The organism is Drouetiella sp., from assembly GCF_059504425.1.
In genome coordinates this window covers 91925-118329 of record NZ_JCACIN010000073.1, presented here as the reverse complement: position 1 = coordinate 118329, position 26405 = coordinate 91925, and the positions used below count along the sequence as shown (strand labels likewise).

The 26405-nt window shown below is 50.6% G+C and carries 20 protein-coding genes; 9 read left to right on the top strand and 11 right to left on the bottom strand.

The genetic code is table 11. The features are described from left to right. Positions 1-11 precede the first annotated feature (11 nt). The 4 genes from AC5JMP_RS17290 to AC5JMP_RS17275 all read left to right on the top strand — a co-directional run bounded on the left by AC5JMP_RS17290 (position 12) and on the right by AC5JMP_RS17275 (position 3720). The gene (locus AC5JMP_RS17290) at positions 12-560 is read left to right on the top strand and encodes a F0F1 ATP synthase subunit B (protein WP_495852725.1); all 549 of its coding nucleotides are present in this window, start codon (positions 12-14) and stop codon (positions 558-560) included. Then, positions 560-1111, top strand: a complete 552-nt coding sequence (atpH, locus tag AC5JMP_RS17285) for an ATP synthase F1 subunit delta (RefSeq protein WP_495852724.1) — start codon at positions 560-562, stop codon at positions 1109-1111. The genes AC5JMP_RS17290 and atpH overlap by 1 nt, the downstream gene beginning before the upstream one ends. Before the next feature lie 63 nt (positions 1112-1174). Further along, entirely contained in the window at positions 1175-2695 is a 1521-nt protein-coding gene (gene atpA, locus AC5JMP_RS17280) for a F0F1 ATP synthase subunit alpha (RefSeq protein ID WP_495852723.1), read from the top strand. Between the two features lie 74 nt (positions 2696-2769). Then, positions 2770-3720, top strand: a complete 951-nt coding sequence (locus tag AC5JMP_RS17275) for a F0F1 ATP synthase subunit gamma (protein WP_495852722.1) — start codon at positions 2770-2772, stop codon at positions 3718-3720. Positions 3721-3778: 58 nt separating this feature from the next. Here AC5JMP_RS17275 and AC5JMP_RS17270 read toward each other — a convergent pair whose 3' ends face one another. From AC5JMP_RS17270 to AC5JMP_RS17260, 3 genes are all read right to left on the bottom strand, one after another. Then, complete coding sequence (locus tag AC5JMP_RS17270) at positions 3779-5362, bottom strand: beta-barrel domain-containing protein (RefSeq protein ID WP_495852721.1); 1584 nt, start codon at positions 5360-5362, stop codon at positions 3779-3781. An 86-nt stretch (positions 5363-5448) separates the two neighbouring features. Next, on the bottom strand, positions 5449-8427 hold the full coding sequence (locus AC5JMP_RS17265; protein ID WP_495852720.1) for a peptidase domain-containing ABC transporter: 2979 nt from the start codon (positions 8425-8427) through the stop codon (positions 5449-5451). Continuing rightward, positions 8424-9179 (bottom strand): peptidylprolyl isomerase, encoded by a 756-nt coding sequence (locus tag AC5JMP_RS17260; protein ID WP_495852719.1) that lies wholly within the window; start codon positions 9177-9179, stop codon positions 8424-8426. Before AC5JMP_RS17260 ends, AC5JMP_RS17265 begins: the two co-directional genes overlap by 4 nt. 552 nt (positions 9180-9731) lie before the next feature. Between AC5JMP_RS17260 and AC5JMP_RS17255 the strand changes: the two genes are divergently transcribed. Continuing rightward, positions 9732-10646 carry a metallophosphoesterase gene (locus AC5JMP_RS17255; RefSeq protein ID WP_495852718.1) on the top strand — a complete coding sequence of 305 codons (915 nt, stop codon included), beginning with the start codon at positions 9732-9734 and terminating at the stop codon, positions 10644-10646. 149 nt (positions 10647-10795) lie between these two features. Here the strand turns inward: AC5JMP_RS17255 and AC5JMP_RS17250 are convergent, their stop codons facing one another. Both AC5JMP_RS17250 and AC5JMP_RS17245 read right to left on the bottom strand, forming a co-directional pair. Then, a complete protein-coding gene (locus AC5JMP_RS17250; protein WP_495852717.1) occupies positions 10796-13081 on the bottom strand; it encodes a GumC family protein in 2286 nt (761 codons plus the stop codon). Between the two features lie 415 nt (positions 13082-13496). Continuing rightward, positions 13497-14789 carry a polysaccharide biosynthesis/export family protein gene (locus AC5JMP_RS17245; RefSeq protein ID WP_495852716.1) on the bottom strand — a complete coding sequence of 431 codons (1293 nt, stop codon included), beginning with the start codon at positions 14787-14789 and terminating at the stop codon, positions 13497-13499. 560 nt (positions 14790-15349) lie between these two features. Between AC5JMP_RS17245 and AC5JMP_RS17240 the strand changes: the two genes are divergently transcribed. The 3 genes from AC5JMP_RS17240 to AC5JMP_RS17230 all read left to right on the top strand — a co-directional run bounded on the left by AC5JMP_RS17240 (position 15350) and on the right by AC5JMP_RS17230 (position 19630). After that, the gene (locus AC5JMP_RS17240) at positions 15350-16339 is read left to right on the top strand and encodes a glycosyltransferase family 2 protein (RefSeq protein WP_495852715.1); all 990 of its coding nucleotides are present in this window, start codon (positions 15350-15352) and stop codon (positions 16337-16339) included. A gap of 14 nt (positions 16340-16353) precedes the next feature. Next, positions 16354-16938 (top strand): serine O-acetyltransferase, encoded by a 585-nt coding sequence (locus AC5JMP_RS17235; RefSeq protein ID WP_495852789.1) that lies wholly within the window; start codon positions 16354-16356, stop codon positions 16936-16938. A 292-nt stretch (positions 16939-17230) separates the two neighbouring features. Further along, positions 17231-19630 (top strand): single-stranded-DNA-specific exonuclease RecJ, encoded by a 2400-nt coding sequence (locus AC5JMP_RS17230; protein ID WP_495852714.1) that lies wholly within the window; start codon positions 17231-17233, stop codon positions 19628-19630. A gap of 53 nt (positions 19631-19683) precedes the next feature. Here AC5JMP_RS17230 and gatA read toward each other — a convergent pair whose 3' ends face one another. Further along, on the bottom strand, positions 19684-21144 hold the full coding sequence (gene gatA / locus AC5JMP_RS17225; protein ID WP_495852713.1) for an Asp-tRNA(Asn)/Glu-tRNA(Gln) amidotransferase subunit GatA: 1461 nt from the start codon (positions 21142-21144) through the stop codon (positions 19684-19686). Between the two features lie 124 nt (positions 21145-21268). Continuing rightward, complete coding sequence (locus tag AC5JMP_RS17220) at positions 21269-22015, bottom strand: Uma2 family endonuclease (protein WP_495852712.1); 747 nt, start codon at positions 22013-22015, stop codon at positions 21269-21271. Between the two features lie 100 nt (positions 22016-22115). Here AC5JMP_RS17220 and AC5JMP_RS17215 point away from each other — a divergent pair, with 100 nt between their 5' ends. Next, positions 22116-22973, top strand: a complete 858-nt coding sequence (locus AC5JMP_RS17215; protein ID WP_495852711.1) for an alpha/beta fold hydrolase — start codon at positions 22116-22118, stop codon at positions 22971-22973. A 164-nt stretch (positions 22974-23137) separates the two neighbouring features. On the opposite strand, the gene AC5JMP_RS17210 is transcribed toward AC5JMP_RS17215, so the two are convergent. The 4 genes from AC5JMP_RS17210 to AC5JMP_RS17195 form a co-directional block, all read right to left on the bottom strand. After that, entirely contained in the window at positions 23138-23419 is a 282-nt protein-coding gene (locus AC5JMP_RS17210) for a DUF1816 domain-containing protein (protein ID WP_495852710.1), read from the bottom strand. Positions 23420-23506: 87 nt separating this feature from the next. Further along, complete coding sequence (gene rlmB, locus AC5JMP_RS17205; RefSeq protein WP_495852788.1) at positions 23507-24745, bottom strand: 23S rRNA (guanosine(2251)-2'-O)-methyltransferase RlmB; 1239 nt, start codon at positions 24743-24745, stop codon at positions 23507-23509. 690 nt (positions 24746-25435) lie between these two features. Further along, entirely contained in the window at positions 25436-25924 is a 489-nt protein-coding gene (locus tag AC5JMP_RS17200) for a Mini-ribonuclease 3 (protein WP_495852709.1), read from the bottom strand. 56 nt (positions 25925-25980) lie between these two features. Then, entirely contained in the window at positions 25981-26349 is a 369-nt protein-coding gene (locus tag AC5JMP_RS17195) for an STAS domain-containing protein (protein WP_495852787.1), read from the bottom strand. Positions 26350-26405: the final 56 nt, after the last annotated feature.

Sequence of the window (26405 nt, the reverse complement as noted above, 5' to 3'; positions counted from 1 at the left end):
AGATAGGAATTATGGAGAGCTTCATTTTACTGGCTGCTAAGACGGCAGAAGTTGCTGAAACAGCAGAGAGGGGAGGGTTCGGGCTGAACTTCAATCTTCTTGAATCTAACATTATCAACCTGGCTATTATCATTGGTGTGCTGATTTATTTTGGTCGAGGCTTCTTGGGTAAAACCCTTTCGGAGCGGCGATCGAAAATTGAAGAAGCTATCAAAGATGCTGAGCAGCGGAAGCAGAAGGCGGCGGCGGCATTGGCAGATCAGCAGCAGAAGCTGGCTCAGGCGCAGACCGAGGCGGCTCGAATTCGCTCTGAAGCTGAAGGACGGGCTGAGGCAGTCAGGGGTGAGGTTCTCGCTCAGGCGCAGACGGACATTGAGCGGATGAGAGCTTCTGCGGCTCAGGATCTGAATACGCAGCAGGAGAAAATTATCAGCGAAGTGCGGCAGCGGATTGCGGCACTGGCGGTTCAACGGGCTGAGTCTCAATTGCGATCGGGTCTGGATCCAGAGACTCAGCAGCAGTTGATTGAGCGCAGCATAGCCACAATAGGAGGAAGCTGATGAAGTCTAGTCTAGTTTCCGGTGAAATTGCTGAGCCTTATGCTCAGGCGCTGATGTCATTAGCGCAGTCGAGCAATCAGGTCGATCGCATTGGTGAAGACGTTAGCTCAGTGCTGTCAGTGCTGTCTGAATCTCAGGATCTCAGAACCTGCTTGTCTAGCCCCTTGTTTGAAGCGGACGTGAAGAAGCGAGTGATCCGGCAGGTCATGGGCGATCAGCTTCATGCCTACACGCTCAACTTCATTCTGCTGTTGGTCGATCGCGGTCGCATTGTCTTCGTCGAAGATATCTTCCGGCAGTTTCAGGTGTTGCTACGTCAGCTCCGCAGAGCCGTCCTCGCAGAGGTGACTTCAGCGGTCGCGCTGAGCGAAGAGCAGCAAAACGGAATTCGCCAGAAGGTTCTAAGCATGACTCAGTCAGAGCAGGTTGAGCTAGAGCTTACCGTCGATCCTGATCTGATGGGTGGAGTCATTATTAAGGTTGGCTCTCAGGTAGTGGATGCCAGTCTGCAGACTCAGCTTCGCCGAATTGGGATGAAGCTAGGGGCTTAATATTCGAGATTTAGCGCTACAGATACTCCTTGTCCTCCATTTTTCAATTAGAGAGAACGACAGATGTCAATCAGTATTAGACCTGACGAAATTAGTAGCATCATTCGCCAGCAGATCGAGCAATACGATCAGGACGTGAAAACCACGAATGTGGGTACCGTCCTGCAAGTTGGGGACGGGATTGCCCGTGTCTACGGTCTGGAACAGGCGATGTCTGGAGAGCTGCTGGAATTTGAAGATGGTACAGTCGGAATCGCCCTGAACCTGGAAGAAGACAACGTTGGCGTGGTGCTGATGGGCACAGGCTTGGGAATTCAGGAAGGTAGTTCTGTGACTTCCACTGGCAAGATTGCCTCGATTCCGGTGGGTGATGCCATGATTGGACGCGTGGTGGATGCTTTGGCACGTCCGCTAGACGGCAAGGGTGATGTGGTTTCTTCCGAGAGCCGCCTGATTGAGTCTCCGGCTCCTGGAATTATTGAGCGGAAATCGGTCTATGAGCCGATGCAGACCGGAATTACGGCGATCGATGCCATGATTCCTATTGGTCGGGGTCAGCGAGAGTTGATCATTGGCGATCGCCAAACGGGCAAGACAACGATCGCGGTAGATACGATCCTCAACCAGAAGAGTGAGAACGTTATCTGCGTTTATGTGGCGATTGGTCAGAAGGCTTCTACGGTAGCTCAGGTCGTTGAAACCCTGCGAGAAAAGGGCGCCTTGGACTACACGATCATTGTCGCGGCAAACGCTAATGACCCGGCAGCTCTTCAGTATTTGGCTCCTTACACGGGTGCAACCCTGGCTGAGTACTTCATGTATAAGGGTCGGCATACGCTGGTGATTTACGATGACTTGTCGAAGCAGGCGCAGGCGTATCGCCAAATGTCGCTGCTGCTACGTCGTCCGCCCGGTCGTGAAGCCTATCCCGGCGACGTGTTCTACCTCCACTCTCGCTTGCTAGAGCGGGCAGCAAAGCTTAGCCCTGAGCTGGGTGAAGGCAGTATGACGGCTCTACCGATCGTCGAAACCCAGGCGGGTGACGTGTCGGCCTATATCCCAACTAACGTCATTTCCATCACTGACGGTCAGATCTTCTTAACCTCCAGCTTGTTCAACTCAGGTCAGCGTCCGGCGGTTAACCCTGGTATCTCGGTGTCTCGCGTGGGTTCTGCTGCGCAGACCAAGGCAATGAAGAAAGTTGCGGGTAAGGTAAAGCTGGAGCTAGCGCAGTTTGACGAGCTTCAAGCCTTTGCTCAGTTCGCTTCTGACCTAGATCAAACGACGCGGAATCAGCTGTCTCGCGGTCAGCGACTGCGGGAGATTCTCAAGCAGCCTCAGTATTCACCGCTGTCAGTGGGTGAACAGGTGGCGATCATTTACTCTGGCATTAATGGTCACCTTGACGAATTGCCCGTTGAGAAGGTTACGGCGTATACCCAAGAGCTACGCAGCTATCTGAAAAACAGCAAGCCCAAGTACATGGAAATTATGACCACTCAGAAGGTTCTGAGTGAAGAAGCGGAGGGTCTGCTGAAGGAAGCGATCGCTGAAGTGAAAAAGACGATGTTGGCTTCTGCCTAAGAGAGTCTAGGAGCTAGTGGCGGCATTTGCTGCCCTAGCTCCCTCGTTTTCCTGTTCTTCTATTCTTTTCATTTATGCCTAACTTAAAGGAAATTCGCGATCGCATTCAGTCGGTCAAAAATACGCGAAAGATTACGGAAGCAATGCGGCTCGTGGCGGCAGCAAAGGTGCGCCGCGCTCAGGAGCAGGTAACGGCAACGCGTCCCTTTGCCGATCGTCTAGCTCAGGTGCTTTACGGCTTGCAGTCTCGCCTCAAGTTTGAGGAAGCCGACTTGCCTCTGCTGAAAAAGCGTCAGGTGAAGACAGTGGGTTTGCTGGTGGTGTCGGGCGATCGCGGTCTATGCGGTGGCTATAATGCCAGCGTCATCAAGCGCGTGGAAATCCGCATTAAAGAATTAAAGGATGCAGGGCTAGATTACCAGCTGGTGCTGATTGGGCGGAAGGCGATTCAGTATTTTCAGCGGCGGAATCAGCCGATCGCCGCGACTTTTGCCAATCTTAACCAGATTCCTTCTGCGGATGAGGCAGGGCAAATTGCGGACGAGCTGTTGTCCTTATTTCTCTCTGAGAAAGTGGACGATGTAGAGCTGATTTACACAAAGTTTGTTTCGTTGATTAGCTCTCGTCCCGTGATTCAGACTCTTCTGCCACTTGACCCGCAGGGCATTGAAAACGCTGATGACGAAATCTTCCGGTTGACCTCCAGAGATGGCAGCTTTCAGGTGGAACGGCAGAAAGTGGATGTTTCTGAATCTGACCCGCTGCCAAAAGACATGATTTTTGAGCAAGACCCGGTGCAGATTCTTGATGCGCTCCTGCCGCTGTACTTGAACAACCAGCTGTTGCGATCGCTGCAAGAAGCCTCTGCTAGCGAACTGGCAGCTCGGATGACAGCAATGAACAACGCTAGTGAAAATGCGAAAGAGTTGATCAAAACGCTGACGTTGTCTTACAACAAGGCGCGTCAGGCAGCCATTACTCAAGAAATTCTTGAGGTGGTTGGTGGTGCCGAAGCGCTGGGCTAACTCATTTCCCACGAAAAAACCGCGCTGCTGGCAGCGCGGTTTTTTCGTGGAGGGCAGCCTAGCGTACGGTGCGGATGCTGTCGATCTTGCGGGTAAACATATCGGTAAAGATGCTCATGATCGTCCGTTTACGGGTAATGATGTTTGTGGTTACGGACATCCCAGACTGGAGCGGTACTTCCTTCCCGCTAACCGCTACATATTGTTTTTCCATCTCCACCCTAGCTGGGAAACGGGAGTAGGGATGAATTTGGTCAGGCGGCAAAGCATCAGAGCCAATATTGACCAGCTTGCCCTGAACATCGCCAAATTCGCTGAAAGGAAACGAATCTACCCGCACATCCACAGGCATTCCGGTCTTCACAAAACCAATATCCTGATTCGTAATGTAGACTTCTGCAATTAGGTTGTTAGTTGGCACCACTTTCAGAATCGGCTCCGTGGTCGTTGCCACAAAACCCGGTCCTTTGGCCTGCAAGTCAAAGATTACGCCATCGACCGGAGAACGTAGCTCTTGGTATTTAAGGGTTACGCCCGTCTCGCTCAGCCTGCTGTTAATATCAGAAATTTGATTTTCGTTATCGACGATCGCCTTGTTTAACTGAGTATCTAGTGAGGCAAGCTGCTTGTCGTTTTCTGCCATTTTATTGCGCAGATCGTTGTCTGATAGCGCCATCGTGTTGGTCATCCTTTGCTGAGCTTGGGCGATCGCAAACTCCAAGCGCTGCTTTTCTAAAATTTGCTTATCCACCTCAGCCTGAGACGCGATGACCTGCTGCTGTTGCCGGGTAACCTGCAGCCGCTGGATACCGCCTTCTTCTAGCAGCGTCGCCAAATCAGCGTAGACGCTTTTATCAATCTCCAACGTCTTTTTTGCAGACTCTAATTGAGAAATCGTTTGGTTGAGCTGCTCCTGCAACTGAGATGTTTCCAGACGAGCGGCGGCAGCTCTAGAGCTAGACTCCTGCAAGCCTGACTGAACGCGGGCAACCTGATCCGCCGCTAGCCCTGCGGTGGTGCCATTGAGCTGTGCCGTATACAGACGATTCTCATCAATTAAAGAGGCGCGATTGGCGGTCAACGACAAAACTTCCGGCGGCAGCTTGAGCTGCTGTGCTTCAGTTAAGGTAGGAATGCTGGCTCCTGAGAGCTGCGATCGATAAAATCCATTTTGCCTTTGCAGCGAATCTTTGACCTGCTGTAAGGACTGCTGCTGCGCCTCGGCTGCGGTGGGATCAAGCCGTGCTAGCAAATCTCCCTGCTTCACGGCTTGACCGTCTTTGACATAAATTTCTTTAATTACGCCACCTACAGGAGCCTGAACAGGCTGCACTTGCCCTTGGGGCTTCAGCTCTCCTTGTGCTGGAATAGCTTCCTCAATTTCAAAAACACAAGCCCAAATAATCACGAAAGAGGTCACGCCCACAATTGCCCAGACAATCCCCTGCGACCATCGGTTTGTCTGCTGCAAAATGATAGGCTGATCAAAAACCTCTGTCCGATTAATCGGTTCAGGAGGTTCAGAAGGGGCGGAAACAGGCTTTTTGCCTAACGCTAGCTTGACTAAACCGCCAGCCTTAGCCTTGGTCGCCTTGCCATTAGAACCATTCTGAGCACCATTAGCGCCGTTGTGTCCATTCATAGGGGGGATTCCTTCGTCAGTGAGGATTTTAGCGGAGATTGTTAGGTTGGATTGAGGTAGAGTGCTGAATGGGGTTCCAGAACAGGCTACAGCTCAGCCTCTTGCTGATGATAGAGACAGTAGTACCGTCCTCGGAGTGCCATCAGTTCTTCGTGGGTGCCCTGCTCAACTGGAGAGCCTTTATCCATCAGGAGAATAATGTCGGCGTTGCGAATAGTCGTGAGGCGGTGGGTGATGAAGAAGACCGTGCGATCGTCAAAAGCTTCCGCCAAATTGAGGCAAACCCGTCGCTCGGTATCATAGTCTAGGGCGCTCGTCGCTTCATCCAAAATTAGCATTCGCGGGTTTTGTAACACCGTTCGGGCGAGTGCCACCCGCTGCCGCTGACCGCCAGAGAGCGAAGCCCCTCGTTCCCCTACTCGTGTATTGTAGCCATTGGGCAGCGTCATGATGAACTCATGGGCAACTGCGATCTTAGCCGCTCGGATAATTTCCTCAGGCGAAGCATCCGGGCAGGTAATAGAAATATTCTCTTGCACCGTGCCCTCAAACAGCAGCGGGTCTTGCGGCACAATCCCAATCTGGCGGCGCAGAGAATATAGCTCCACCTTGCCAATGTCATAGCCATCGATCAAGATGCGTCCAGACTCTAGATCGTAGAGTCGAGGCAAGAGCTTCATCATCGTACTCTTACCGGAACCGCTTTGCCCGACGATGCCCACAAACGCCCCGGCAGGAAACTCCAGGCTGACGCTGCTGAGCTGGAGTGGCCCGCTAGTGCCAAATCGGAAGGAGACATCGTCGTATCTAACCAGACCCTCAATTGTTGGCATGGGAATATTTTGGCGATCGAGTTCATCCGCCTCTGGAGCCGAGTCTACAATGTCGCTCAAACGTTCGATCGATAGCCCCACTTCCTGGAAGTTCTGCCAGAGCTGTGCCAAACGCAGCAAGGGACTGGTCACATAACCCGCAATAATTCGGAAGGCAATCAGTTGACCTAGGGTTAGCTGATTCTCTAGCACTAGGTAAGCCCCAACCCACAGCACCAGCAGACCCGAAAGCTGGTTTAGAAAATTACTTGCCGATCCGGCGGTTGTGGAAGTTAGAACGGTCTTGAAGCCAGCGCTGACATATCTGGCGTAGCGCTGCTGCCACTGCCAGCGCGCCCGTAGTTCCATGTTCTGCGCTTTGACCGTTTGAATACCGCTCACCACCTCTACGAGGTAAGACTGGGTTTCGGCATTGCGTTCTGCCTTGACTCGGAGCTGATCACGAATAATCGGTGAAGCCACCATTGCTAGCAGCACGAAGAAGGGAATCGTGACCAGCGAAACCAGTGACAGCAGCCAGCTATAGATAAACATGACCACAATGTAGATCACCGAGAAAATGGCATCTAGCACCACGGTCAGCGCTGTCCCGGTCAAGAAGGATCGAATATTCTCCAACTCGTTAATTCGGGTTGCTAGCTCACCCACAGGTCGGCGTTCGTAATAGCGCAGGGGCAGCCGCAGCAGGTGATCAATGATTTCCGACCCTAGGGTCATGTCAATCCGGTTGGTGGTGTCTACGAACAGGTAAGTTCGCAAACTGCTGAGGATTGCCTCAAATACCGCCAGCACCAGCAGCAAAATCCCCAGAACATGCAGCGTGTCGGCGCTCTTCTGAATAATCACCTTGTCGATGATCACCTGAATCATCAGCGGGTTCGCCAGATTGAAAAGCTGCACAAAGAACGAAGCCACAAAGACTTCGATCAGCACCCGGCGATGGCGCTTGATGGAGGGCAGGAACCAGTCTAGCCCAAACCGCTTCTGAGGGGTCTGGCGAGTGGATTTTAGCAGCAAGACTTCGCCCTGCTCTCCCCAGGTTTCCACAAAATCGGCAGGCTTGCGTCGAACTAGCCCCAGTTCTGGAACTGCAATTACCATCTCACGTTCGGTAATTTCATACAGCAGGGCAAAAGAGCCTTGCCACTGAACGATCGCCGGAGCTTCTAGCCGACCCACCGCGCTAGAGGGTACTGTCACCAACTGGGCATGCAGACCCATCATTTCTGAAACTGCGCCGCATAGCTCTAGAGAAATGCTGCCATTGCGCTCCACCTGGTTGACCAGCACCCGTTTGATCACATCCCGACGGAAGGGCATATTGAGGTGCTGGCAGAGCATTTGCAGACAGGCCATCGCCTCCTCTAGCTGACCTTTGCCTCGGATAAACGGATAATTTTTGGTAGAGCCAGTTGGGCGGGCAAGGATTGCCGGATCGAGGGCGGGCGGGCGATCGGGCGCAAAGGGAATATCGGCTTCTGTGTGGGGTACTGTCTCTGTAGAGAAATTCTCGTGGCTTGATGAAACTTCTTCCTCTACAAAACCGGGAAAGCCAATCACACGAGCAGACTTATCTCCCAACACTTCTAGAGAGGTCAAGCCAGCCGTTCCCGGCTCAATTCGACTTCCTGCCGGATAGCCGCTGATTTCTCCACCGCTGACCAGCCAAACGCGATCGCGCTCTAGTTGGCTAATAGGCGTTTGACCGGGCGGCAGGTTGCAAACCACGGCTTGGGACTCTGCCTGAAGCGAAACTTCCTTAAGATCGACATCGCCGATCGCCTGCCGATGGAGTTCAGCGCCCAGAAGGTCAAAGATCTCAATTAGAGGAGCCTGGTTACGAAATGCAGCGGCAAGTTTCGGCTCACGCTCCAGCAGCGCTAGAAAATCTGCGGCTTCTAGGGTTAGACAAATCGTCTCTTGAGAAGCGATCGCCGTTTCACAAGGCACTCCCCGCATCAGCCCCACCCAGCCCAGAATTGCTCCTGGCTGCTGTAAGGATAAGGTGACAGGCTTCTGCGTACGCGGATCGTAGGCTAAGAGCCGCACCTGCCCTTCATAGAGAATCGAAACCTGCGCAGGCATTTTGTCTCGGACGACAACGGCTTGCCCCATGCGATAACGCAAGAGCTGGAATTGCTCCGTGAGCTGAGTTAAGGCACTGGAATCTAACTCATTAAAGGGGGCGATCGAGGCTAGAAATTCTTGAACCGTAGTTTTGGTATAAGTCATGGGGCAGTAAAAATTGCAGCAGAACCACCGGGAGCTAGAGAACCGATTTGACTTAGCTGTTCTTGCAGCCAAGTATTGAAGCATTCAGTCAATAGACGGCGACGCATCGCATCGTCCATTTGGGCAGGAATGAATTTTTCTAACCGAACCAAAACTAGCCATTCGCCCACGCGGGTCGGGGGGTTGATCTGCCCAGGCTGGCTTAACGATAGCAACTGTGCCAGAACAGGATGGGGTACGCTTAGCTCGACAGGCCCAATCAGGCCGTCAGTCTGAGCCTCTGGGCCTTGAGAGTAAGTCCGAGCCAGCTCTGCAAACGACTGTTCGCCCTCTAGAATGCGGAAGTATAGCTCTTGAGCCGTTCCGACATCTTGAGTGCGAATGAGCGAGTAAATCACGCGATCGAGCTGATTTTTACGGCTCAGGAAATAAGACTCTAGCTTAGATCCCCAGGTAGATTGCTTGAACTTTTCAATTCTCAATTCACGGGTTGCTAGAGATTCTAGCTGAGCTTTAACCATGCCATATCGCCCTAGCCAGGCTTGCAGTTCCTCGTCATTCGTAATCTGATTTTGGGTATAGAACTGCTGGGCAGCACTCGTGCTTTCTTCGAGATCGCACTCAATGCTAGCAATAGCCTGATCAATCAAAATCTCTTGCACGAACTGTGGCAGCATTTGATAGCCTGCCATCAAGGGCAGCATCTCATCAGCTGTGATCGATCGACCCGCTACTTGTAAAACGACAGACATCTTGATAAGGTACCCTCTTAAAACGTATTCCCCAGCAGTTTAGGTATTAACCACATCACTACTTTGCCCTAATTCTCTGGCAATGAAACAGTTATGGCGATTTGTTTAATCTCAAGATTGAGTTTTGTATTTATTTTAAGACCGGGCTTTTCGACCCCCTTTGAAATATTTAGAAAATCTCTGAAATTTGATCAACGATTACATCAGTATTCAGGACTTTGACCCTCAATTATGCACAAGCTTTAGAAAGACTTAAGCTATGGGGGCTTCCCCAAACTTAGAATCAGGCGATCGCGGATCACAAGGCAAAATAAACAAACTTCACATCAATTGGCTTCTAATTGAGGCTCTCATAGACCTTGTTCTTACCTCTGAAAGGGCGGCTATGTCGACCTTTCTTAAAACAATTGCCCCATATGAAATGTAACTCTTCGTCTTTGTGAATTTCTCATCTTCATAAATCTACGCGCCAATTGTGTTGTCTGGATGACATATGGCATGGCTGCTTCCTTTGCTAGGCTGAAGTGACCGCTCAGGAGAAGACTCAGCGCCATGCATAAACTATTTTCAGGAGCTTTGAGGGTTGATCGCCTCTCTATTGAGATTGCCGGACTACCTGCGGCTCTGGATGGAACCACAATCGTTCAACTCTCAGATTTGCATTTTGACGGGCTGCGATTATCGGATCAAATGTTAGAGGCGGCGATCGTTGCTTCTAATCAAGTCATCCCCGATCTGGTGGTTTTGACCGGAGATTACGTCACAGATGATCCCAGTCCGATCAAGGAGCTAGCGCGGCGACTACAGCAGTTGCAAAGTCGCTTAGGAGTCTATGCAGTGCTGGGCAACCATGACATTTATCCCAACGGCTCTAAAGAAAAAGTGAGTTTGGCTCTCGACCAAGCAGGAATTCAAGTGCTGTGGAATCAAATTGCTTATCCCTTCGGTCAAGAGCTGCCGATCGTGGGGCTAGCAGATCTTTGGTCGCGGGAGTTTAATCCGGCGATCGCCATGTCCCAACTTGACCCTTCTGTTCCTCGAATTGTCCTGTCCCATAATCCCGACAGTGCGGTAAAACTCCAAAACTGGCGGGTAGATTTACAGCTATCTGGACATACCCATGGCGGACAAATTGTCATACCTGGATTGGGACCTGTTCCAACCTGGTACCAAACAGTTCGCCGCTCTATACCTAAGCAGCTAAGGAGCTGGATTCCCTATATGCGTGAAGAACACCACAAGGTTGTTAAGCACTGGGAATGGGCGCAAGGATTTCACTATGTGGGAACCAACGGTCTATACGTTAATCGCGGCTTGGGAACCTATCCACCAGGACGGCTATTTTGCCCGCCCGAAGTCACCGTGCTTACCCTAGTAGCACAACCCAACGATCCGGCGATCGCTTCGTCTCGACTAGCAGCTTCGTCTCGCTTACAGCCTAAGCTGGTCGGTCGTCTATCAATTTAAGGCGTTATTTTTTAAGTTAGGGGGTAATTTTGTGAGAGAAGCGCTCTGCACCTCTCTTACAAAATTGTCCCTAAGACACTAGCAGCGTCTCAATTTGAGGGTGTTGTCAAGGAAGATTCAAGTGAAAGCTTCTAATCTCCTTGAATCTTCTAATTTCCTCTGCGGCTGACATTGGGGTTGTAGCTGCTGTAGACGTTATTTGGGCTGTTGTGTTCCCGAAGATAGTTTGTCACTAAGTTAACTTCAGGAGCACGGAGAGCAATCAGTTTATTCAGCACCCGCTCGACAGCAGTGCGGTTTGTCTTGCCCGCTGCAATCACCATCAAGATTTCATCGACATGGGTTGTCAAGAAGCTAGCGTCTGTCAAGCCAAATAGGTGCGAGGTGTCATAAATCACCAGATCATATTTGGATTGAAACTGCTCCATCAGGAACTGCATCCGATCGCTTCCCAGCAGCCGCGCCGCACCAGCAACAGAAGGACCAGAGGGCAGCACAAACAGATTCTCAGACAACGTGACTAGCCTCAAATCATCTGGATTGCGATTGCTGGTCAACAGATCGCTCAATCCCTCTTTGTTTTGAAGATTCAGCCGAGTGTGGATTTGTGGCGATCGCATGTTGGTATCAATCAGCAGCACCCGCTGATTGGCTCCGGCTGCGGTTTGAGCCAGGTAGAGGGCGATCGTTGTTTTACCATCTCCTTCCTGAGCCGAACAGACCATGAGCGATCGAATGGGGGGTTCGGCAAGGCGAATATTCGAGTATAGGTCGCTAAATGCTTCGCGGAAAGAAGCTGTCTCAAGCCGACTCTCCTCCTCTCTAGTGGTATCAAAGCCAACTGGAAAATCAAGAGATTGTTTTGCCCCTCTAGAGAAGGGGATAATGCCAATTAAAGGCATCTGCACAGCATCTTGAACATCATCAACCGTATAAAAAACGTTGCGTGACTTTTCTCGCAGCAGCGCCAAAAGCGTCCCCAAGACTAGACCTAATCCAGCACCTGCAATAATTAAGTTAGAGGCTCTGTTGGGTACGGCTTGAGGCGTGCCTTCGGCATTCCGAGGGATGGAGGGTTTGGAAATCACTTCCCAGGGTTTTTGGGTCTGAGCTGACTCAACCCGCAGCGTTTCCCGTTGAGTTTGCAGGCGATTTAGCGTCTGAGTTGAAATTTCCAGTTCTCGTGTCAAATCTGCATAGCGACGAGCGACAGCGGGAAATTGCTGGAGCTTACGCTCAGCATCACCTCTAGATTGACTAATCTCCTGATTGCGAACTTCCAAAATTTGAAGCTGGTTGGCAGTCGCTACAAGCTGCTGAATTAGCCCTAAGCGAATCTCGTTCTGGTAGGGCGTGACTTTATCTTGCGAACCACCGGGCAAATTCTGCCTCAAGATGCCTTTGATTTGCTCATCACGCAATTTTTCTAAATTCTCTTTGCGCTGTAGTAGAGCAGAAACAATGGGACTGGCATCATTGAATCTGGCTCTCTCGATCGCTAACTGGGCATCAAGCTCTTGCATGGCTCCCAGTGTGGCTTGATAGTTGGGATCTTGACTCACAACAGAGGCGGCAAGAGCTTCAGGTGGAGACAATTGAAGCTGACGCTGGAGGCTATCGTAGAGCGTTCTCTGCTCCTTCAACTCTCGCTGGCTGGCTAACTGCTCCGTAGAAATATCGTTAATTTGCCCTGAGAGCTGCCCGCCTTGAGCCACGGGATCAATCACAGCATACTGCTGCTGAAGGCGTTGCAACTCATCTTGAACCTTACTGACGCGCTGCTGAATTTCAGGGAGTTGATCCTCGATGAACTTAATCCCTTGGCTGTAGCTGTCTTTCCGATTGTTCAAACTGTATTGCAAGTATTGATCAGCCGTGATTTGTAAGACTTCCTGCACTCGACCCGGATCACCACCTCTATAGGTAACCTCAATAATTTTGGTCGGATCAGGCGCATCTGGATCTACCAACCGTCCTACAGTTAACCCCGTGCGCAGCTCTTCAACAGAGAAGTCTGGATATTTCTTCTGAACTTCTTGGGTAATGGTATCTAGCTGCTGGGGGCTTTGCAAAATTTGAAGCTGGGTAGGGTAGTCCAACGTGAAGGCATCACGACCCGGAACAGCGCCATCTGTGCGAGTCACCGTCAGAGGATCAACGCTTCTAGCGGCATTGGTCACAGGTTCAACAAGAAGCTGAAAATCGCCTTGATAAGCAGGCGGCATATTGATGGCATTGAGCGCAGCCGCACCTGCGACGACAGTTGCCACTCCTGCAATCAGCAAAGACTGACGCTGCATTGTTCTGCCTAGCGATCGCAGATTAAGCCCTTTATTTGGTGGATTGTCCAAATCATCCGATTCACTTTGCGGCGACTGGATAGGCGATCGGCTCCGCTTAGGAGCTAGGGCTTGAGATGTCTGTTCTGTCTCCATGTTGACCTCTGTGTCGCTTAAGTAACCCACTCCAAGAAAATACGAGTTGCTATTACCAACTCAGGCTTAACGTCCGGAAAGTGGCGTGGACTCTCCCTAAGCCTTCAACTCTTAAGCCTCTAACCCCTTGAGCTAATTAAAGTAAACCACTCTCTGGGATGGAAAAGCTAAATGCTGTGTCTCCAAAATTATGACTAAATCTTCAGTAGTGGTTTCATACCTGTTCAGCATGCACTTCAGCAGTTTCTCTTCATGTTTCCAATTTGCTGAACTTTAGAGACTCGCTGGCAGTTTGACCCTGTTTCTAAACTGTAACCTGTACGACAACTACCACTTCATTAAAATTGACATTTACTCAACTTGATACAGGAGCATCGCTTTAAGTTCCGGCAACTCTACCAATGGCAAATATTCCCTAATCACCAATATTGAAGATATCGAAAATCCTCCCTACAACGCCATCGAAAGGTCCAAACACATCATCTAGGAAATCTCTCACCCCAGTGAGTCCAGAGCGTCCCACAATGATAGTGTCACCATCTCGGAGTGAAGGATTGGTTTCCTCGCTAATGCCAGATGCCAAGTCAATTTTGACGGTTCGCCTTACGGCTGTCCCGTCTGTGTTCAGGCGAACTAAGTCAACTCGGCTAGTTCTGGCTCTGCGCTTGTCAAACCCCCCGGCAGATAGCAATGCCTGATTTAGGGAGGTATTGGGCGATACCTCAACAATACCAGGGGTCGCAACCTCTCCCACCACGCTGATTCGCATGGTTTCTGGTGCAAAACTCGCAGAACCGATCAGCAGCGCCTCATCGGGGCTAATTGTCTCAGCCTTAGGGATAATGAGTGTGTCTCGGTCTCTCAGGGTAATGTCTTGACCAATGCGACCTGTCCGCAGCAGTTCCCACAGATTTAAGTCGATGAGCTGCTCTGAACCATTGGGGACGGGGCGACGAATTTGGATCTGACGGAGATTGGCAAGCTGCGTAATTCCGCCTGCCGACTGAATGGCTTGGGTTACGGTGGGCCATTGGCTGGCGGCTCCACCTCCTGCAACTCCTGCTTCTCCCACTAAAATCTGATTCGTTGTTCCGGCTGGGCTAATGATATAGGAGCCTGGACGCTTCACTTCGCCGACAACGCTAATTCTCAGCGTCCGAGCGGTCAGAAGATTTACCGTAATTTGCGGATCTCGAATATAGGGAGCATAGGCAGTCGCCAGCCTGCTAGAAGCTTGTTCAAGACTTAACCCCTGAAGTGAAATTCTGCCTACCCAGGGAAGATTAATTGAGCCATCTACTAAAATTGTGTAGGTTCCATCTGCGCCGCTTAACTCAGGAACATCGAAAATATTGATGCCAATTTGGTCACCCGCTCCCAACAGATAAGTGTCTTCACCAGAGGTTGTACCCGCTTGGGAGGGAGGAATTAATGTCCGGTTGGGCACAGCATTTGGTGCAAGTCCGGGGACTGGAACTGGGCTTACAGCCGAGTTGGGAATAATTTCCGAGGAGGGTAGGGTTGTTTCGGGTTGCGATGGGGAAGGCGAATTAGCGGGAGCAACGGGAGCAGGCGTGACAGGTATCTGGGTTGTGCCTGAAGGGGTTGGGGTCTGAGAAAATCCTGGTGAAACACAGACAGCTGAGGTTAAGGTGGCGATCGCCAAACCAATGAGGGGTTGGAGCGATTTCCCTAGTTGAATGGACATGATGGAATTGCAGGTAGAGGAAGATTCTTGAAACCTAGGGTGGGCATGATTTTTCCCCTTCGAGATGGTTTGAACCCTGTTCACCGTGGCTCTCATATGTTGATAGAAATCTAGATGTAAAATTTTGATGGTAACTTCTGGAGTTGATCGGGCATGAGGTAGCTTATGCCAGTTGTGTCAGCTTTCAACCCTTATATGATCTTTTGTTCCCTGTCCTAAATTGAAAAATCCGGAACTTTCCAGAACTTTTAGGACAGGGTGCTGAAGACAACTTTGCGGCGCCCTGCATCCAAATTATCCGTTCAAGCTATCACATAATTTTTGCATTTATGGCAAAAATGCCCTGTAACACCGTGTTTTCATCAAGTTCAAGCTCTTTCTTCGCGAAAACTTTGTACTCGATCTTTTTCAAATCTTCTTAGAAGCGATCGGTCTATTGAGTAAGCTTTTATAATTTTTCTCTGAGATTCTGATTAGTCTAGATAGCAGAGGTGTAGACATTTATCTTTGATATTGATGTTTTACTGACCCTTGAGCTTCTGAACAGGTAGAGAGGATTTATGTCTGACGAAACTCAGCCCATTTCAGCCCATCTTGAGATCGTTGTACTCAACTACCGTACGCCTGAATTGACGATCGATTGCCTCCATTCTTTAACAGATGAAGTGCAGGCGTTGGCGGGAACGCATGTCACTGTTGTAGATAATGCTTCTGGCGATGGGTCAGTTGAAAAAATTCAGGGGGCGATCACCGCTAACAACTGGGGCCGTTGGGCAACCTTCATGCCGCTGGAAAAGAACGGAGGCTATGCTTCTGGCAACAATGCTGCCATTCGTCCTGTTCTAGCATCCCTCAACCCACCACCCTATGTCTTACTGCTCAATCCTGATACGATCGTCCGACCCAATGCCATCCAGACTTTGGTGGACTTCATGAATGCAAACCCTACCGTGGGTATTGCTGGAAGTCGATTGGAAGACCCGGACGGCACACCTCAGCGATCGGCTTTCCGGTTTCCATCTGTTTGGAGTGAGTTAGATGAGGGATTGCGGTTAGGGCTTGTGTCTAATCTACTTTCTCGTTGGGTTGTTGCACCGCCTGTGTCTGAGGTGAATTGCCAGACGGATTGGGTGGCAGGAGCCAGCATGATTGTCCGGCGAGAGGTGTTTCAAGCTGCGGGGTTGATGGACGAGAAGTATTTTCTCTATTTCGAGGAGCTGGATTTTTGTCTGGCGGCAAATCGGGCAGGTTGGCCTTGCTGGTACGTACCCGCTAGTCGAGTCGTGCATTTTGTGGGACAGAGTTCGGGTGTGACCGACACCAAGCGCCAGCCCAAGCGCAGACCCACCTACTGGTTTGACTCGCGGCGACGATTTTTTGTCAAAAACTATGGCTGGGCTTATGCCATTCTGACAGAAATCGCTTGGTCGCTAAGCTTTGCGATTTGGCGATTGCGGCGCTCTCTACAGCAAAAGCCTGATACCGATCCCCCCCAAATGCTGACCGACTTTTTGCTCAATAGCGTAATTGTAAAGGGGGCAGAAATTTGAGTATTCTCAAGGCTTTGGCGACGGATCAGCCTCCTCTACCAGACGCAGTATCTTCCTCAGAAGAAGCCGCATTAACGCTCTGGCAGCAAATTCAAGAAGATTGGGAAGCTCATGGGCGCGACTGGACAAAGCCCGGATTTAGGGCAGTTGCGGTGTATCGATTTGGCGTTTGGCGAATGCAGGTGCAGCCTAAGCTGTTGCGTGTACCCCTCAGCCTTCTCTATAAATCGCTCTATCGTAAAGTTCGTAATGGCTATGGTATTGATCTGCCTTACACCGTCAAGCTGGGACGGCGGGTGGTGATTGAGCATCAAAACGGCATCATTATTCACGGCTACAGCGAAATTGGCGATGACAGCATTATTCGGCAAGGCGTGACGTTGGGGAATCGCTATCTCGATCGCCCTTTTGATGCGCCAAAGCTGGGCGATCGGGTAAACGTTGGAGCGGGAGCTAAGATTTTGGGTAAGGTGACGCTGGGAGATGGAGCCAGCGTGGGTGCAAATGCGGTTGTGCTGTGCGACATTCCTGCGGGGCAGACGGCGGTGGGCATTCCGGCTAAGATTTTGAAGCCTAAAGCTACACCTGACGAAAGCTAACTTCTTGCAGATTAAAGTTTTGGGATTAGGTTTAGTGGGGGCTGTGTCCCCACTAAACCTAATTTGCAAGAGACTTAGCAAAAGTCTGGGAAAACCAACAGCCTTGGGAGTCTCCCCCACACCCCGGCAGGGGACGGGCACGTCCCCCACACCCCCTCGGCACGAAATGGGGGTTGAGCGGGAGAGGTCGCTTTGCGTTGAGGGGAGGCAAGGGGGTTCATTGAGTCAGGGCTTTGAGGGAGGGAATCCATCCCTTGATTCTTACAATTGAAGTGTAGTATACGCCTTGTTTATGACTGAACCGATCCAGTGGGAGATTCTGCCTAGTGTGGCGTTGCCGGAGTGGTTTGTTGAATCGGTGAGTCAATATTTGGGCAGCGCTTCGGATCAGACTTCAGGACAATATGCGGCGCAGTTGCTTTGGCAGAGAGGTATACGCGATCGCCATCAGCTTAAGGGCTTTGTGAATCCTGCGGAGTATCAGCCTACCAGTCCGTTTGCCTTTGGACAGGAAATGGTGATGGCAATCGATCGTCTGGTACTGGCGCGTCGGCAGGGCGAAAAGGTCGCTGTTTGGGGAGATTTCGATGCGGATGGGATTACGGCAACAGCGGTGCTATGGGAAGGTTTGGGGCAGTTTTTTCCGCTAGAGCAGCTTAGTCACTACATTCCTAATCGTTTGACGGAGTCGCATGGGTTGTCGATCGCGGGTCTGGATGCTCTTGCTGACTGGGGGTGTAGCCTGATCATTACTTGCGATACGGGTAGTACCAGCACTGCTGAAATTCTCTATGCTCAGGGTTTGGGGATGGATGTGATTGTTACGGATCACCACACGTTGGCGATCGATCGTCCTCCTGTCGCGGCAATTGTGAATCCGCGCTACCTACCTTCAGAACACCCTTTGTTTCATTTGTCTGGTGTGGCGGTGGCTTTTAAGCTGGTTGAGGCGCTGTACCAAACTCTGCCAGATGTGCCAGAGCGTCCTTTGGAGCATTTGCTGGATTTGGTGGCGATCGGGCTAATTGCTGATCTGGTTCAGCTCAAAGGAGACTGCCGCTATTTGGCACAGCTCGGCATTGCTCAGCTTCAGAAGAATCGAGGGGATGCTGCGCCTCGTCCGGGGGTAGCTAGACTGCTGGAGCTGTGCCGCAAGAGTGGCGATCGCCCTACGGATATCTCTTTTGGCTTGGGTCCGCGCATTAACGCCATTAGCCGCATTCAGGGAGATGCCCGATTTTGTGTGGAGCTGCTGACGAGCCGGGATAAAAGCCGCTGCTATCATCTCGCGACAGACACGGAGCTAGCTAACGCCCGTCGTAAGATTTTGCAGCGTGATCTCTTACGACAGGTGAAGGCAAGGCTGGCGCATCTGGATTTATCGACGACTCACGCGATCGTTCTGGCGGATTCTCAGTGGGCGATCGGAGTCTTGGGATTGGTGGCAGGGCAAGTTGCCCAAGAGTATGGTCGCCCCACCATTTTGCTGAGTTTTGAAGAGAGGCTGAGCGTCGAAGAAAGTGAGGATGAAGGGCGTGAAGATGAAGAAAGCGAGGGTAAAGTGCATCTGGCTAGGGGTTCTGCCCGATCGACTCATCAAATCGATCTGTATCAACTTGTCCAGCAGCAAGCTCATCTTTTGCACAGCTTTGGCGGACATCCTTTTGCCGCAGGATTGAGCCTGCCCGTCAAAAATATTCCTCTGTTTGCTGAAGCCTTGAATCGGCAGTTGCGTCAGCAGGCGGCGATCGCGTCCACAACCCTTCAGGCTGACCTAACTGTCACGGTAGCAGATCTAATCCAGGAGGAGGGCAAAGCCCTATTTGCTGAGCTGAGTCTTTTAGAACCCTGCGGTATGGGCAATCCGATGCCGAGGCTGCTGATTCACAACTGCTGGTTTACGCGACTCTGGCATCGCAAAATCAAAGCTGCACTAGGCGATCCGGATGGGTATATCAAAACAGAGTTTGAGATTTGGGATGAGTCGAGCGATCGCGGCTTTCCAGGCATTTGGTGGGGTCACTACAAAGACGAAATTCCTAGCGGGCGGTGTGATGCGATCGTTGAGCTAGATTTCAATAGCTATCAGGATGCAAAGCGTCAGATGCATTATGAAGTTCGATTAGTGGCAGTGCGATCGCAACAGACAATGCAGCCAAAACCTTCAGGGGATTGGCTTTTGGACTGGCGACAGACAGAAGCTAGGAGCAGTGAGGCTGACATCTTGCGTTTGACCCAGTGCCCAAGCAGCTGGGCAGAACTGCATGGATGGATGAATCGAGCGAGACAATCGCAGAGAAAGCTGGCGATCGCTTACGATCCCCCCTCTGAGAAATCCCCAACTGAAGTCTGGCAGAATCTTGTGGGGGTTGCTAAGTATCTGAGCCGCACAGGTCAAACTACGTCTCAAGCTCAACTCTGCGAGAAATTGGGAGTGGGCGATCGCACTTTGCGAATTGGCTTGCAAGGTCTTTCTAGACTGGGTTTTGTAGTTGCCGAGGATGAGAACTTGAGCATGAAGCGGCAAGACGCATGGCAAGAATTAGCGCAGCCCCTGGAAAGTGCGGCGAACTCTAAAGTAGAGCAGGAAGTACAGTTTGCGATCGCTCTGCAAGAAGAGAACTTCAACCGTCGCTACTTTTACGAAGCCTCCTTAGAAACTTTGAGAACTGGTGCTGAAATCTATGGGTAAGCTCAGTAAGTTCATACTTCTCGCATAAATCTCTAGCCCCGTTCTCTGCCACCCTAAAGCTGTGGGCTGCGCTTGTGCCAATCCATCGATTGCTCATAGGCGTAGGCTGCCTGAAGCACCAGATCCTCTCGCAGAACGTTTCCAATAATTTGCAGACCGATCGGCAATCCTTGGGCATCAAAGCCGCAGGGCAAGCTCAGACCGGGCAATCCTGCCAAATTTACCGGAATCGTCATCAAGTCAGACAGATACATGCTGAGCGGATCGTCAGTTTTCTCACCTGCCTTGAATGCCGTCGTGGGCGATGTAGGCGAAATTAAAACATCAACCTCTGCAAAAGCCCGTTCAAAATCTTGCTTGATTAACGTCCTCACCTTTTGGGCTTTCAGGTAGTAGGCATCGTAATAGCCTGCTGAAAGAGTATAGGTGCCAATCATAATCCGGCGCTTCACCTCAGCTCCAAAGCCCTGAGCACGGGTCTGGGTATACATCGTCATTAGGTTATCGGGCGACTCACTGCGATAGCCAAATTTCACGCCATCATAGCGGGCTAAATTGGCTGAGGCTTCCGAGGGCGCAATGATGTAGTAGGTAGGCAATCCGTAGCGAAACTGCGGACAGGAAATTTCTTGAATTTCGGCACCTAGAGCTTTAAATTGCTCGACGGCTGCCATGACTGACTCTTCAACCACAGCATCCAACCCTTCGCCAAAGGTTTCTTTGATCACGCCAACGCGAAATTTGCCTTTGGACTGCTTCAAGTCAGGCTTTAGAAGGCTTGTATAGTTGGGAATCTCAACCTTGAGGCTAGTAGAGTCCTTGGGATCATAGCCCGCGATCGCCTCCAGCAGAATTGCCGCATCTTCAACCGATCGCCCAAAGGGGCCAATTTGGTCAAGCGATGAAGCATAGGCAACCAATCCGTAGCGAGATACCAGTCCGTAAGTGGGCTTCATGCCGACAACGCCGCACAGAGCCGCTGGCTGACGAATCGAGCCGCCTGTGTCTGATCCCAAAGCCACTGTACATTCCGCTGCCGCTACCGCCGCCGCTGAGCCGCCCGACGACCCACCCGGCACACGCTCTAGATCCCAAGGATTGGCGGTGACCTGATAGGCTGAATTTTCGGTGGAGCTGCCCATGGCAAACTCATCCAGGTTAGTTTTGCCCACCATCACGGCACCTGCTATTGCCAGTTTCTCAGTGACCGTAGACTCATAAGGCGGCACAAAGTTTTGCAGAATGCGGGAGCCACAGGTCGTTGGAATGCCTTTGGTGCACATATTATCTTTAATGCCGATCGGGATTCCGGCAAGCAAACCAATTTCCTGCCCTGAGGCAAGTTGGGCATCCACCTGCTGGGCTTGCTCTAAGGCGCGATCGGCAGTGATATGCAGAAAACTGCGAATTCTTGGCTCTAGAGCCTGAATGCGATCGAGTGCGGCTTGAGCAATCTCAACAGCGGATCTTTCCTTACAGATCAGCTGTTGATGCAACTCGCGGATGGATGCCATGGGAAAACCTCTAGATTAAGCAATTACAAACAACTTAAATCACAAACAATCTAGCAGTATAAGGCCTTCTGGCAATGGGGTTGCATTTAACTGGCTTTTGTCAGAGGTCAACTGCTGCCGTCCGTTACAGCGTATCTGGATCAATTCCAGCAGCTCGCAGCCTCTCTGCCAATTGTTCTGCTCGTAGCTCCGCCTGATCTGCTCGTAGCTCCGCCTGATCTGCTCGTAGCTCCGCCTGATCTGCTCGTAGCTCCGCCTGCCCCGCTTGCTCAGCAATTTCCACATAGCTCAAAAACCTTTTTCCATCAGGGCGAAAGATTTGCAGCTCAGTCTCAGACCATTCAAATCGAATACCTAATCTAGGGCTGACCCAATTGTGCATCGGATCAATCACGTCTAGCTTTTGATCGACCTGAAGCCAGCCACTCAAGTCATGATCATCTGGATCGTAAAGGTAGTATTCTTCGACTCCGTAGCGATCGTAGAACACCAGCTTTTTGTTCATCTCCGTCTGGGTGTTGCCTGGAGAGAGTATCTCAAACACAACCTGCGGTGTAATTCCGTTCTCTTCCCATTGCTTGTAGGAGCCGCGATCGCCCTTGGGTCTGCCCAAGGCAACCATCACATCAGGCGCAGTGCGAATCTTGGGTTCACCTTGAACCGGATACCACAGCAGATCGCCCGCAACAAAAATATTGGGATCATGGGCAAATAGCCACTCTAAGTTCTGTTGAATTGTCACAATCCAGCGAAACTGCTTTGTATTGTCTGACATGGGGTTCCCGTCACAGTCGGGATATACAGTTTCCTGGGCTGGCTGGACTTTTTCAGGCTGAACTTTTTCAGGCGGGACTTGCGGTTGGGCTACCATCTGCACGACCTCATAAACGCAAAGGCTCTAAACCTAGTCTATCAATGGGTTCGTTATGATAAGCGAATGAATCTTTAGATTGTAAAAGCTCGAAAATCCCATGCCAGAGTCTCAGGCTTTCCCGCTAACTGTACAGGCGAAGGGGCGAGGGTACCCTATTTTGTGTTTGCATGGGCATCCGGGATCGGCACAGTCTATGAGTGTGTTTACCGATCACTTAAGCAGTGCCGATCGCCCTCATCAGTTCCGTACCCTTACGCCTGACCTACGTGGCTATGGCAAAAGTCAGACTCGCCAAGCGTTTGAGATGGAAGATCACTTGACTGATCTAGAGGCATTAGTCGATCGCCTTCAGCTCGATCAGTTCATAATTTTGGGTTGGTCGCTGGGCGGGATATTGGCGATCGAGCTAGCGCTAAGAATGCCCGATCGCGTCAGTGGACTCATTCTAGTGGCCACGGCGGCTCGACCCCAAGGCAGCCATCCGCCTGTAAACTGGCAGGATAACCTGTATACCGGAATCGCCTCTGTATTGAACTTACTCAAGCCTGCCTGGCAGTGGAATATAGACATGTTTGGCAAGCGATCGCTCTACCGTTACCTAGTGCAGCAGCATACCACCAGCGTTTACCAACATTTGGCAAAAGAAGGCGTTTCAGCCTATTTACAAACCTCTCAGTTGGCTCACAAAGCGCTTTGGAATGCCCAGGCACAAAGAACTCGCTACGATCGCCTTCCTGATCTTGCCCTGATCAAGTGCCCTGCTCTAATGCTGGCAGGAGAGAGCGATCGGCACATCACAGCACAATCAAGCCGCGAGACTGCTCAACATCTACACGCATGCGAAATGCGTTGCTATGCCAACACGGCTCATCTTTTCCCCTGGGAAATCAGCGGGAAAGTTCTTCAAGACATTGATCGTTGGCTGGAAAAAGTTGGCTTAACTGAAAAACTCTAGGCGAGTTCCCTGATCAGCAGTGCCAGAACTTACTTCAGCTGACGAACGGTTCACAAAAATAACTTAGGATCGTGGATTAAATAACCTGTACAACTGACCTGGGTAAGGGCTTGGCTAAGCCCCTACCCCAAGGATTACATATTGTTAAATCCATACTCCTCAGATCACTTACTCAAGCTGGGAGCAGTGGTGAGCTGACTAAATCTTAATTCAGCAGATTCATCAAAGACTGTTAGCTTATCGGGCTTACAACGTTTTACAACGGCTGCTATACCTCTAGCGCCTTCTCGTTCCAAATCCTCAACATATCCAGATTCGTTAGCTTTTGCATCTCTCGCGTTTGCGAAAGGGCCAAAGTAGTAGGCACAGTCCGGCGATTTCGTCGAAATCTCTACCCACCAAGCTAGACCCCAGGAAACAAGTAGATCGATCCAAAGTTCTTTCATAGATTCTTATTCACCTGCCAAGGTCATCCGCAAATACGCGAAGCAATCCTTCGAGAAAGCTGAAATTTTGAGAAAAAACTTCTGTTTTTACACTTCGGTTATACCGTTTTGTGCCGATTTTTGCAAAGCTTCTTTGGGGCGACTTCCTAGATGATGAGCTTGACCACGACGCTGCCGATACACTTCATAGAGCACCATGCCAGTCGCAACTGATGCATTGAGGCTTGGAGTATTTCCTTGAAGTGGAATAGAAACTAAAACATCACAACTGCGCTGAGTCAAAAGGCTCAGCCCTTCTCCTTCAGAGCCAACAACTAAGACCGTTGCTCCGCTAAACTCGACTGTATCGGCAGGCTGACTGGCATTTGCAGCCGCACCATAAATCCAGAAGTTGGCGCTCTTCAGCTCCTCTAATGCTCTGCTGAGATTGATGACCCTTGCCACTGGAAAAGTTTCTAGCGCACCCGCTGCAACCTTAGCAACGGCAGAGGTTACTCCTACAGCACGACGCTGTGGGATCACGATCCCCTGTGCGCCCAATGCTTCTGCGGTACGAATAATTGCCCCTAAGTTATGGGGATCAGTAATCCCATCGGCAACAATCAAAACTGGACGATCGCTTGCGGCTTTGGCTTGTGCAATCAGTTCGCCTAGCTCAAGGTATGCATAGGGAGCAACCTGCGCCACAATGCCTTGATGGCTTGCACCTTGAGTCATTTGCTCTAAGCGACGGTAATCTACTTCATCAATTACCGTGCCATCTGCTTTAGCCTGCGACAAGAGCTGATGGAAACGGGGATCATAGCGCAACTTCGACAAAATCCAGATGCGGTTAAGGTACCGCTTGCCCTCTAACGCCGCTAAAACACTGTGCCGACCGTAGATCAAATCGGTCTCGGTATCCGCATCAACGGTAGTTTGTTCAATATCTTGAGACAAACTTGAGCTGTTGAAACGATCGCGCGAGCCTGAGACCGGGGATCGATCAGAAGCAGGTCTGTGAGCAGAAAATCGATCAGAGGCAGGTCTATCAGGGGCGAATCTGTCCGAAGTAGATCTACCCGAAAAAGCGCTGCGCCTAGCGGGAAAGCCTTCAGCGTTAGCACTATTGCCATCAGGACGGGCTGATCTGGAGAAGGGGCGATCGCCGCGACGCTGCTTTAACTTGGGCTGGTCTGTCGAATCCTGACGATGACGCGATGGCTGTTCCTCACGACTGCTATAGCGTTTGCCTCTTGTGGGCTGGTCTGAACTGTAGCGATCGCGCGTCGGCTGATCGCTACTTTCTCGGTTGCCCTCAGAATTGCTGTAGCGCTTTACCCTAATGGGTTTCGACTGATTACTGTCCTGATTCCCATAGCGTCTAGGTCTGGGTTGAGCCTCATCTTCTCTTGACCCATAGCCGTCTTCTCTGGGCTTATAGCCATCTTCTCTAGGCGTATAACCATCTCTAGGAGCATAACGCTGCTTGCTCAAAGCGTTTCTCTGAGGTCGGGCAGGTCGCTCAGATTGAGAGTCAGATCGGTTCCCCTCAAATTTAGTCGAACCCTTAGCAGGACGACTGACTCTTTTAGGTGCGCTGTGCGATCGCCCAGACGCATTAGAATTTCTAGGTTTACCCGCCATGATGTCTTTCTCCTGAATTTGATGCTAAAAACTCGATCAACCGTAGTCTAAAAACTTGGTCTAATTCCTATCTATATCGCTCTCACCATTTCATCACAGCCTAAAAGCTTCTAGAGGCTGAATCCTAATAAGCGACTGTAATTCTATTCAGTTGAGTATCACCAGTCAGACCGACCATTGCTTTGAGTCAACCTGGTATTAGAAGCGACAAGAAGACTCGTGCATTGAAGGTGGAATACAGCTGAAACTTAAAACTTATGAAGAACAGCAGTTTTGCTGCCGCACTGAACCCTAAAGAATTTATCTTATCAGCTTGGTATGTAAAACAGGCTGAATGGGCGATCGCCGGTTCAGCTCTAACGTAAATTATTTCCGGCTTCCCTAGAAAAATCAATTAACAATGGTTTGCTTGCCCGAAATATGTTGAAGAAGCTCAGTCAATCTGTCTGAGTCGGTTAAGTATAAATATCCCAGCAATGTCTCCAAACTTGTCGCCTGCTGATAAATCTGCGGATCTAGACGCTTTGGCCCTCTCGGCGACGCATTACGACCTCGCTTAAGAACCTCCTTTTCAGAGTCCGTTAGGCGAGGTTGTAGCGAATTTAGATAACCTGCCTGCGCCTCAGCTCGAACCTCAGCAACGACCTGGTCGTGATAAAGCTGTATTCGCTTGGGCGGGAGTAGATGGTGTCGTCTGATGTGCAGCTCATATACGGCATCTCCTAAGTACGCTAGGGATGCGGGTGAAATCTGGCGCAACACACCATCAGACCCTCCTAAGAAATCTTCGGATGACGAATTAGCTTCTGCGCTCCTATTCGAACCGGACAGAAGCTCATCTCTTGAAGCTCCGAAGTCGCCTTCCTCCTGAAAATTCATCTTTTAAGGATCAACCTGCTAAGGCAGTTCAGTGCGAGTCAAACTAGCCAAGTTATTCAGACTTTTTTGAGGTTTTCTAGGGCAACCGTCACCGATTCTTGAAGCGATAGAAACTTGTCCAAACGCACAAGTTTGACTGTCTGAGTCACACGAGGATTGGTTACAATTTGTAAAGAACCTGCCGCGCCTTGCACCTTCTTAACAAGCTGAACCAAAGCGCCTAGTCCGGAGCTATCTACAAAATCAATTTGGGAAAGATCAAGAATTAAATTCTTAGGTCCTTCTTCAATATGCTTTTCTAGAACCTTACGAAATGTAGGCTCAGAAAATGCATCTAGCAAGCCTGCGAGGCGGAAGAGCTGACAGTTATCTCTAACTTCGCGTGTGCCTCTTAAACTAACGGTTAGGGGAAGTGAATCAGGAATAAATTCCTCCTGGCTGGACGTTTCGTAGCCGCATAACTATTATCCGAGGTTTAAGT

Excerpts from the sequence above, each read along its gene's own strand:
- AC5JMP_RS17290 (WP_495852725.1), top strand. The coding sequence starts at position 12 with ATGGAGAGCTTCATTTTACTGGCTGCTAAGACGGCAGAAGTTGCTGAA.
- atpH (WP_495852724.1), top strand. The coding sequence starts at position 560 with ATGAAGTCTAGTCTAGTTTCCGGTGAAATTGCTGAGCCTTATGCTCAG.
- atpA (WP_495852723.1), top strand. The coding sequence starts at position 1,175 with ATGTCAATCAGTATTAGACCTGACGAAATTAGTAGCATCATTCGCCAG.
- AC5JMP_RS17275 (WP_495852722.1), top strand. The coding sequence starts at position 2,770 with ATGCCTAACTTAAAGGAAATTCGCGATCGCATTCAGTCGGTCAAAAAT.
- AC5JMP_RS17270 (WP_495852721.1), bottom strand. The coding sequence starts at position 5,362 with ATGAATGGACACAACGGCGCTAATGGTGCTCAGAATGGTTCTAATGGC.
- AC5JMP_RS17265 (WP_495852720.1), bottom strand. The coding sequence starts at position 8,427 with ATGACTTATACCAAAACTACGGTTCAAGAATTTCTAGCCTCGATCGCC.
- AC5JMP_RS17260 (WP_495852719.1), bottom strand. The coding sequence starts at position 9,179 with ATGTCTGTCGTTTTACAAGTAGCGGGTCGATCGATCACAGCTGATGAG.
- AC5JMP_RS17255 (WP_495852718.1), top strand. The coding sequence starts at position 9,732 with ATGCATAAACTATTTTCAGGAGCTTTGAGGGTTGATCGCCTCTCTATT.
- AC5JMP_RS17250 (WP_495852717.1), bottom strand. The coding sequence starts at position 13,081 with ATGGAGACAGAACAGACATCTCAAGCCCTAGCTCCTAAGCGGAGCCGA.
- AC5JMP_RS17245 (WP_495852716.1), bottom strand. The coding sequence starts at position 14,789 with ATGTCCATTCAACTAGGGAAATCGCTCCAACCCCTCATTGGTTTGGCG.
- AC5JMP_RS17240 (WP_495852715.1), top strand. The coding sequence starts at position 15,350 with ATGTCTGACGAAACTCAGCCCATTTCAGCCCATCTTGAGATCGTTGTA.
- AC5JMP_RS17230 (WP_495852714.1), top strand. The coding sequence starts at position 17,231 with ATGACTGAACCGATCCAGTGGGAGATTCTGCCTAGTGTGGCGTTGCCG.
- gatA (WP_495852713.1), bottom strand. The coding sequence starts at position 21,144 with ATGGCATCCATCCGCGAGTTGCATCAACAGCTGATCTGTAAGGAAAGA.
- AC5JMP_RS17220 (WP_495852712.1), bottom strand. The coding sequence starts at position 22,015 with ATGGTAGCCCAACCGCAAGTCCCGCCTGAAAAAGTTCAGCCTGAAAAA.
- AC5JMP_RS17215 (WP_495852711.1), top strand. The coding sequence starts at position 22,116 with ATGCCAGAGTCTCAGGCTTTCCCGCTAACTGTACAGGCGAAGGGGCGA.
- AC5JMP_RS17210 (WP_495852710.1), bottom strand. The coding sequence starts at position 23,419 with ATGAAAGAACTTTGGATCGATCTACTTGTTTCCTGGGGTCTAGCTTGG.
- AC5JMP_RS17200 (WP_495852709.1), bottom strand. The coding sequence starts at position 25,924 with ATGAATTTTCAGGAGGAAGGCGACTTCGGAGCTTCAAGAGATGAGCTT.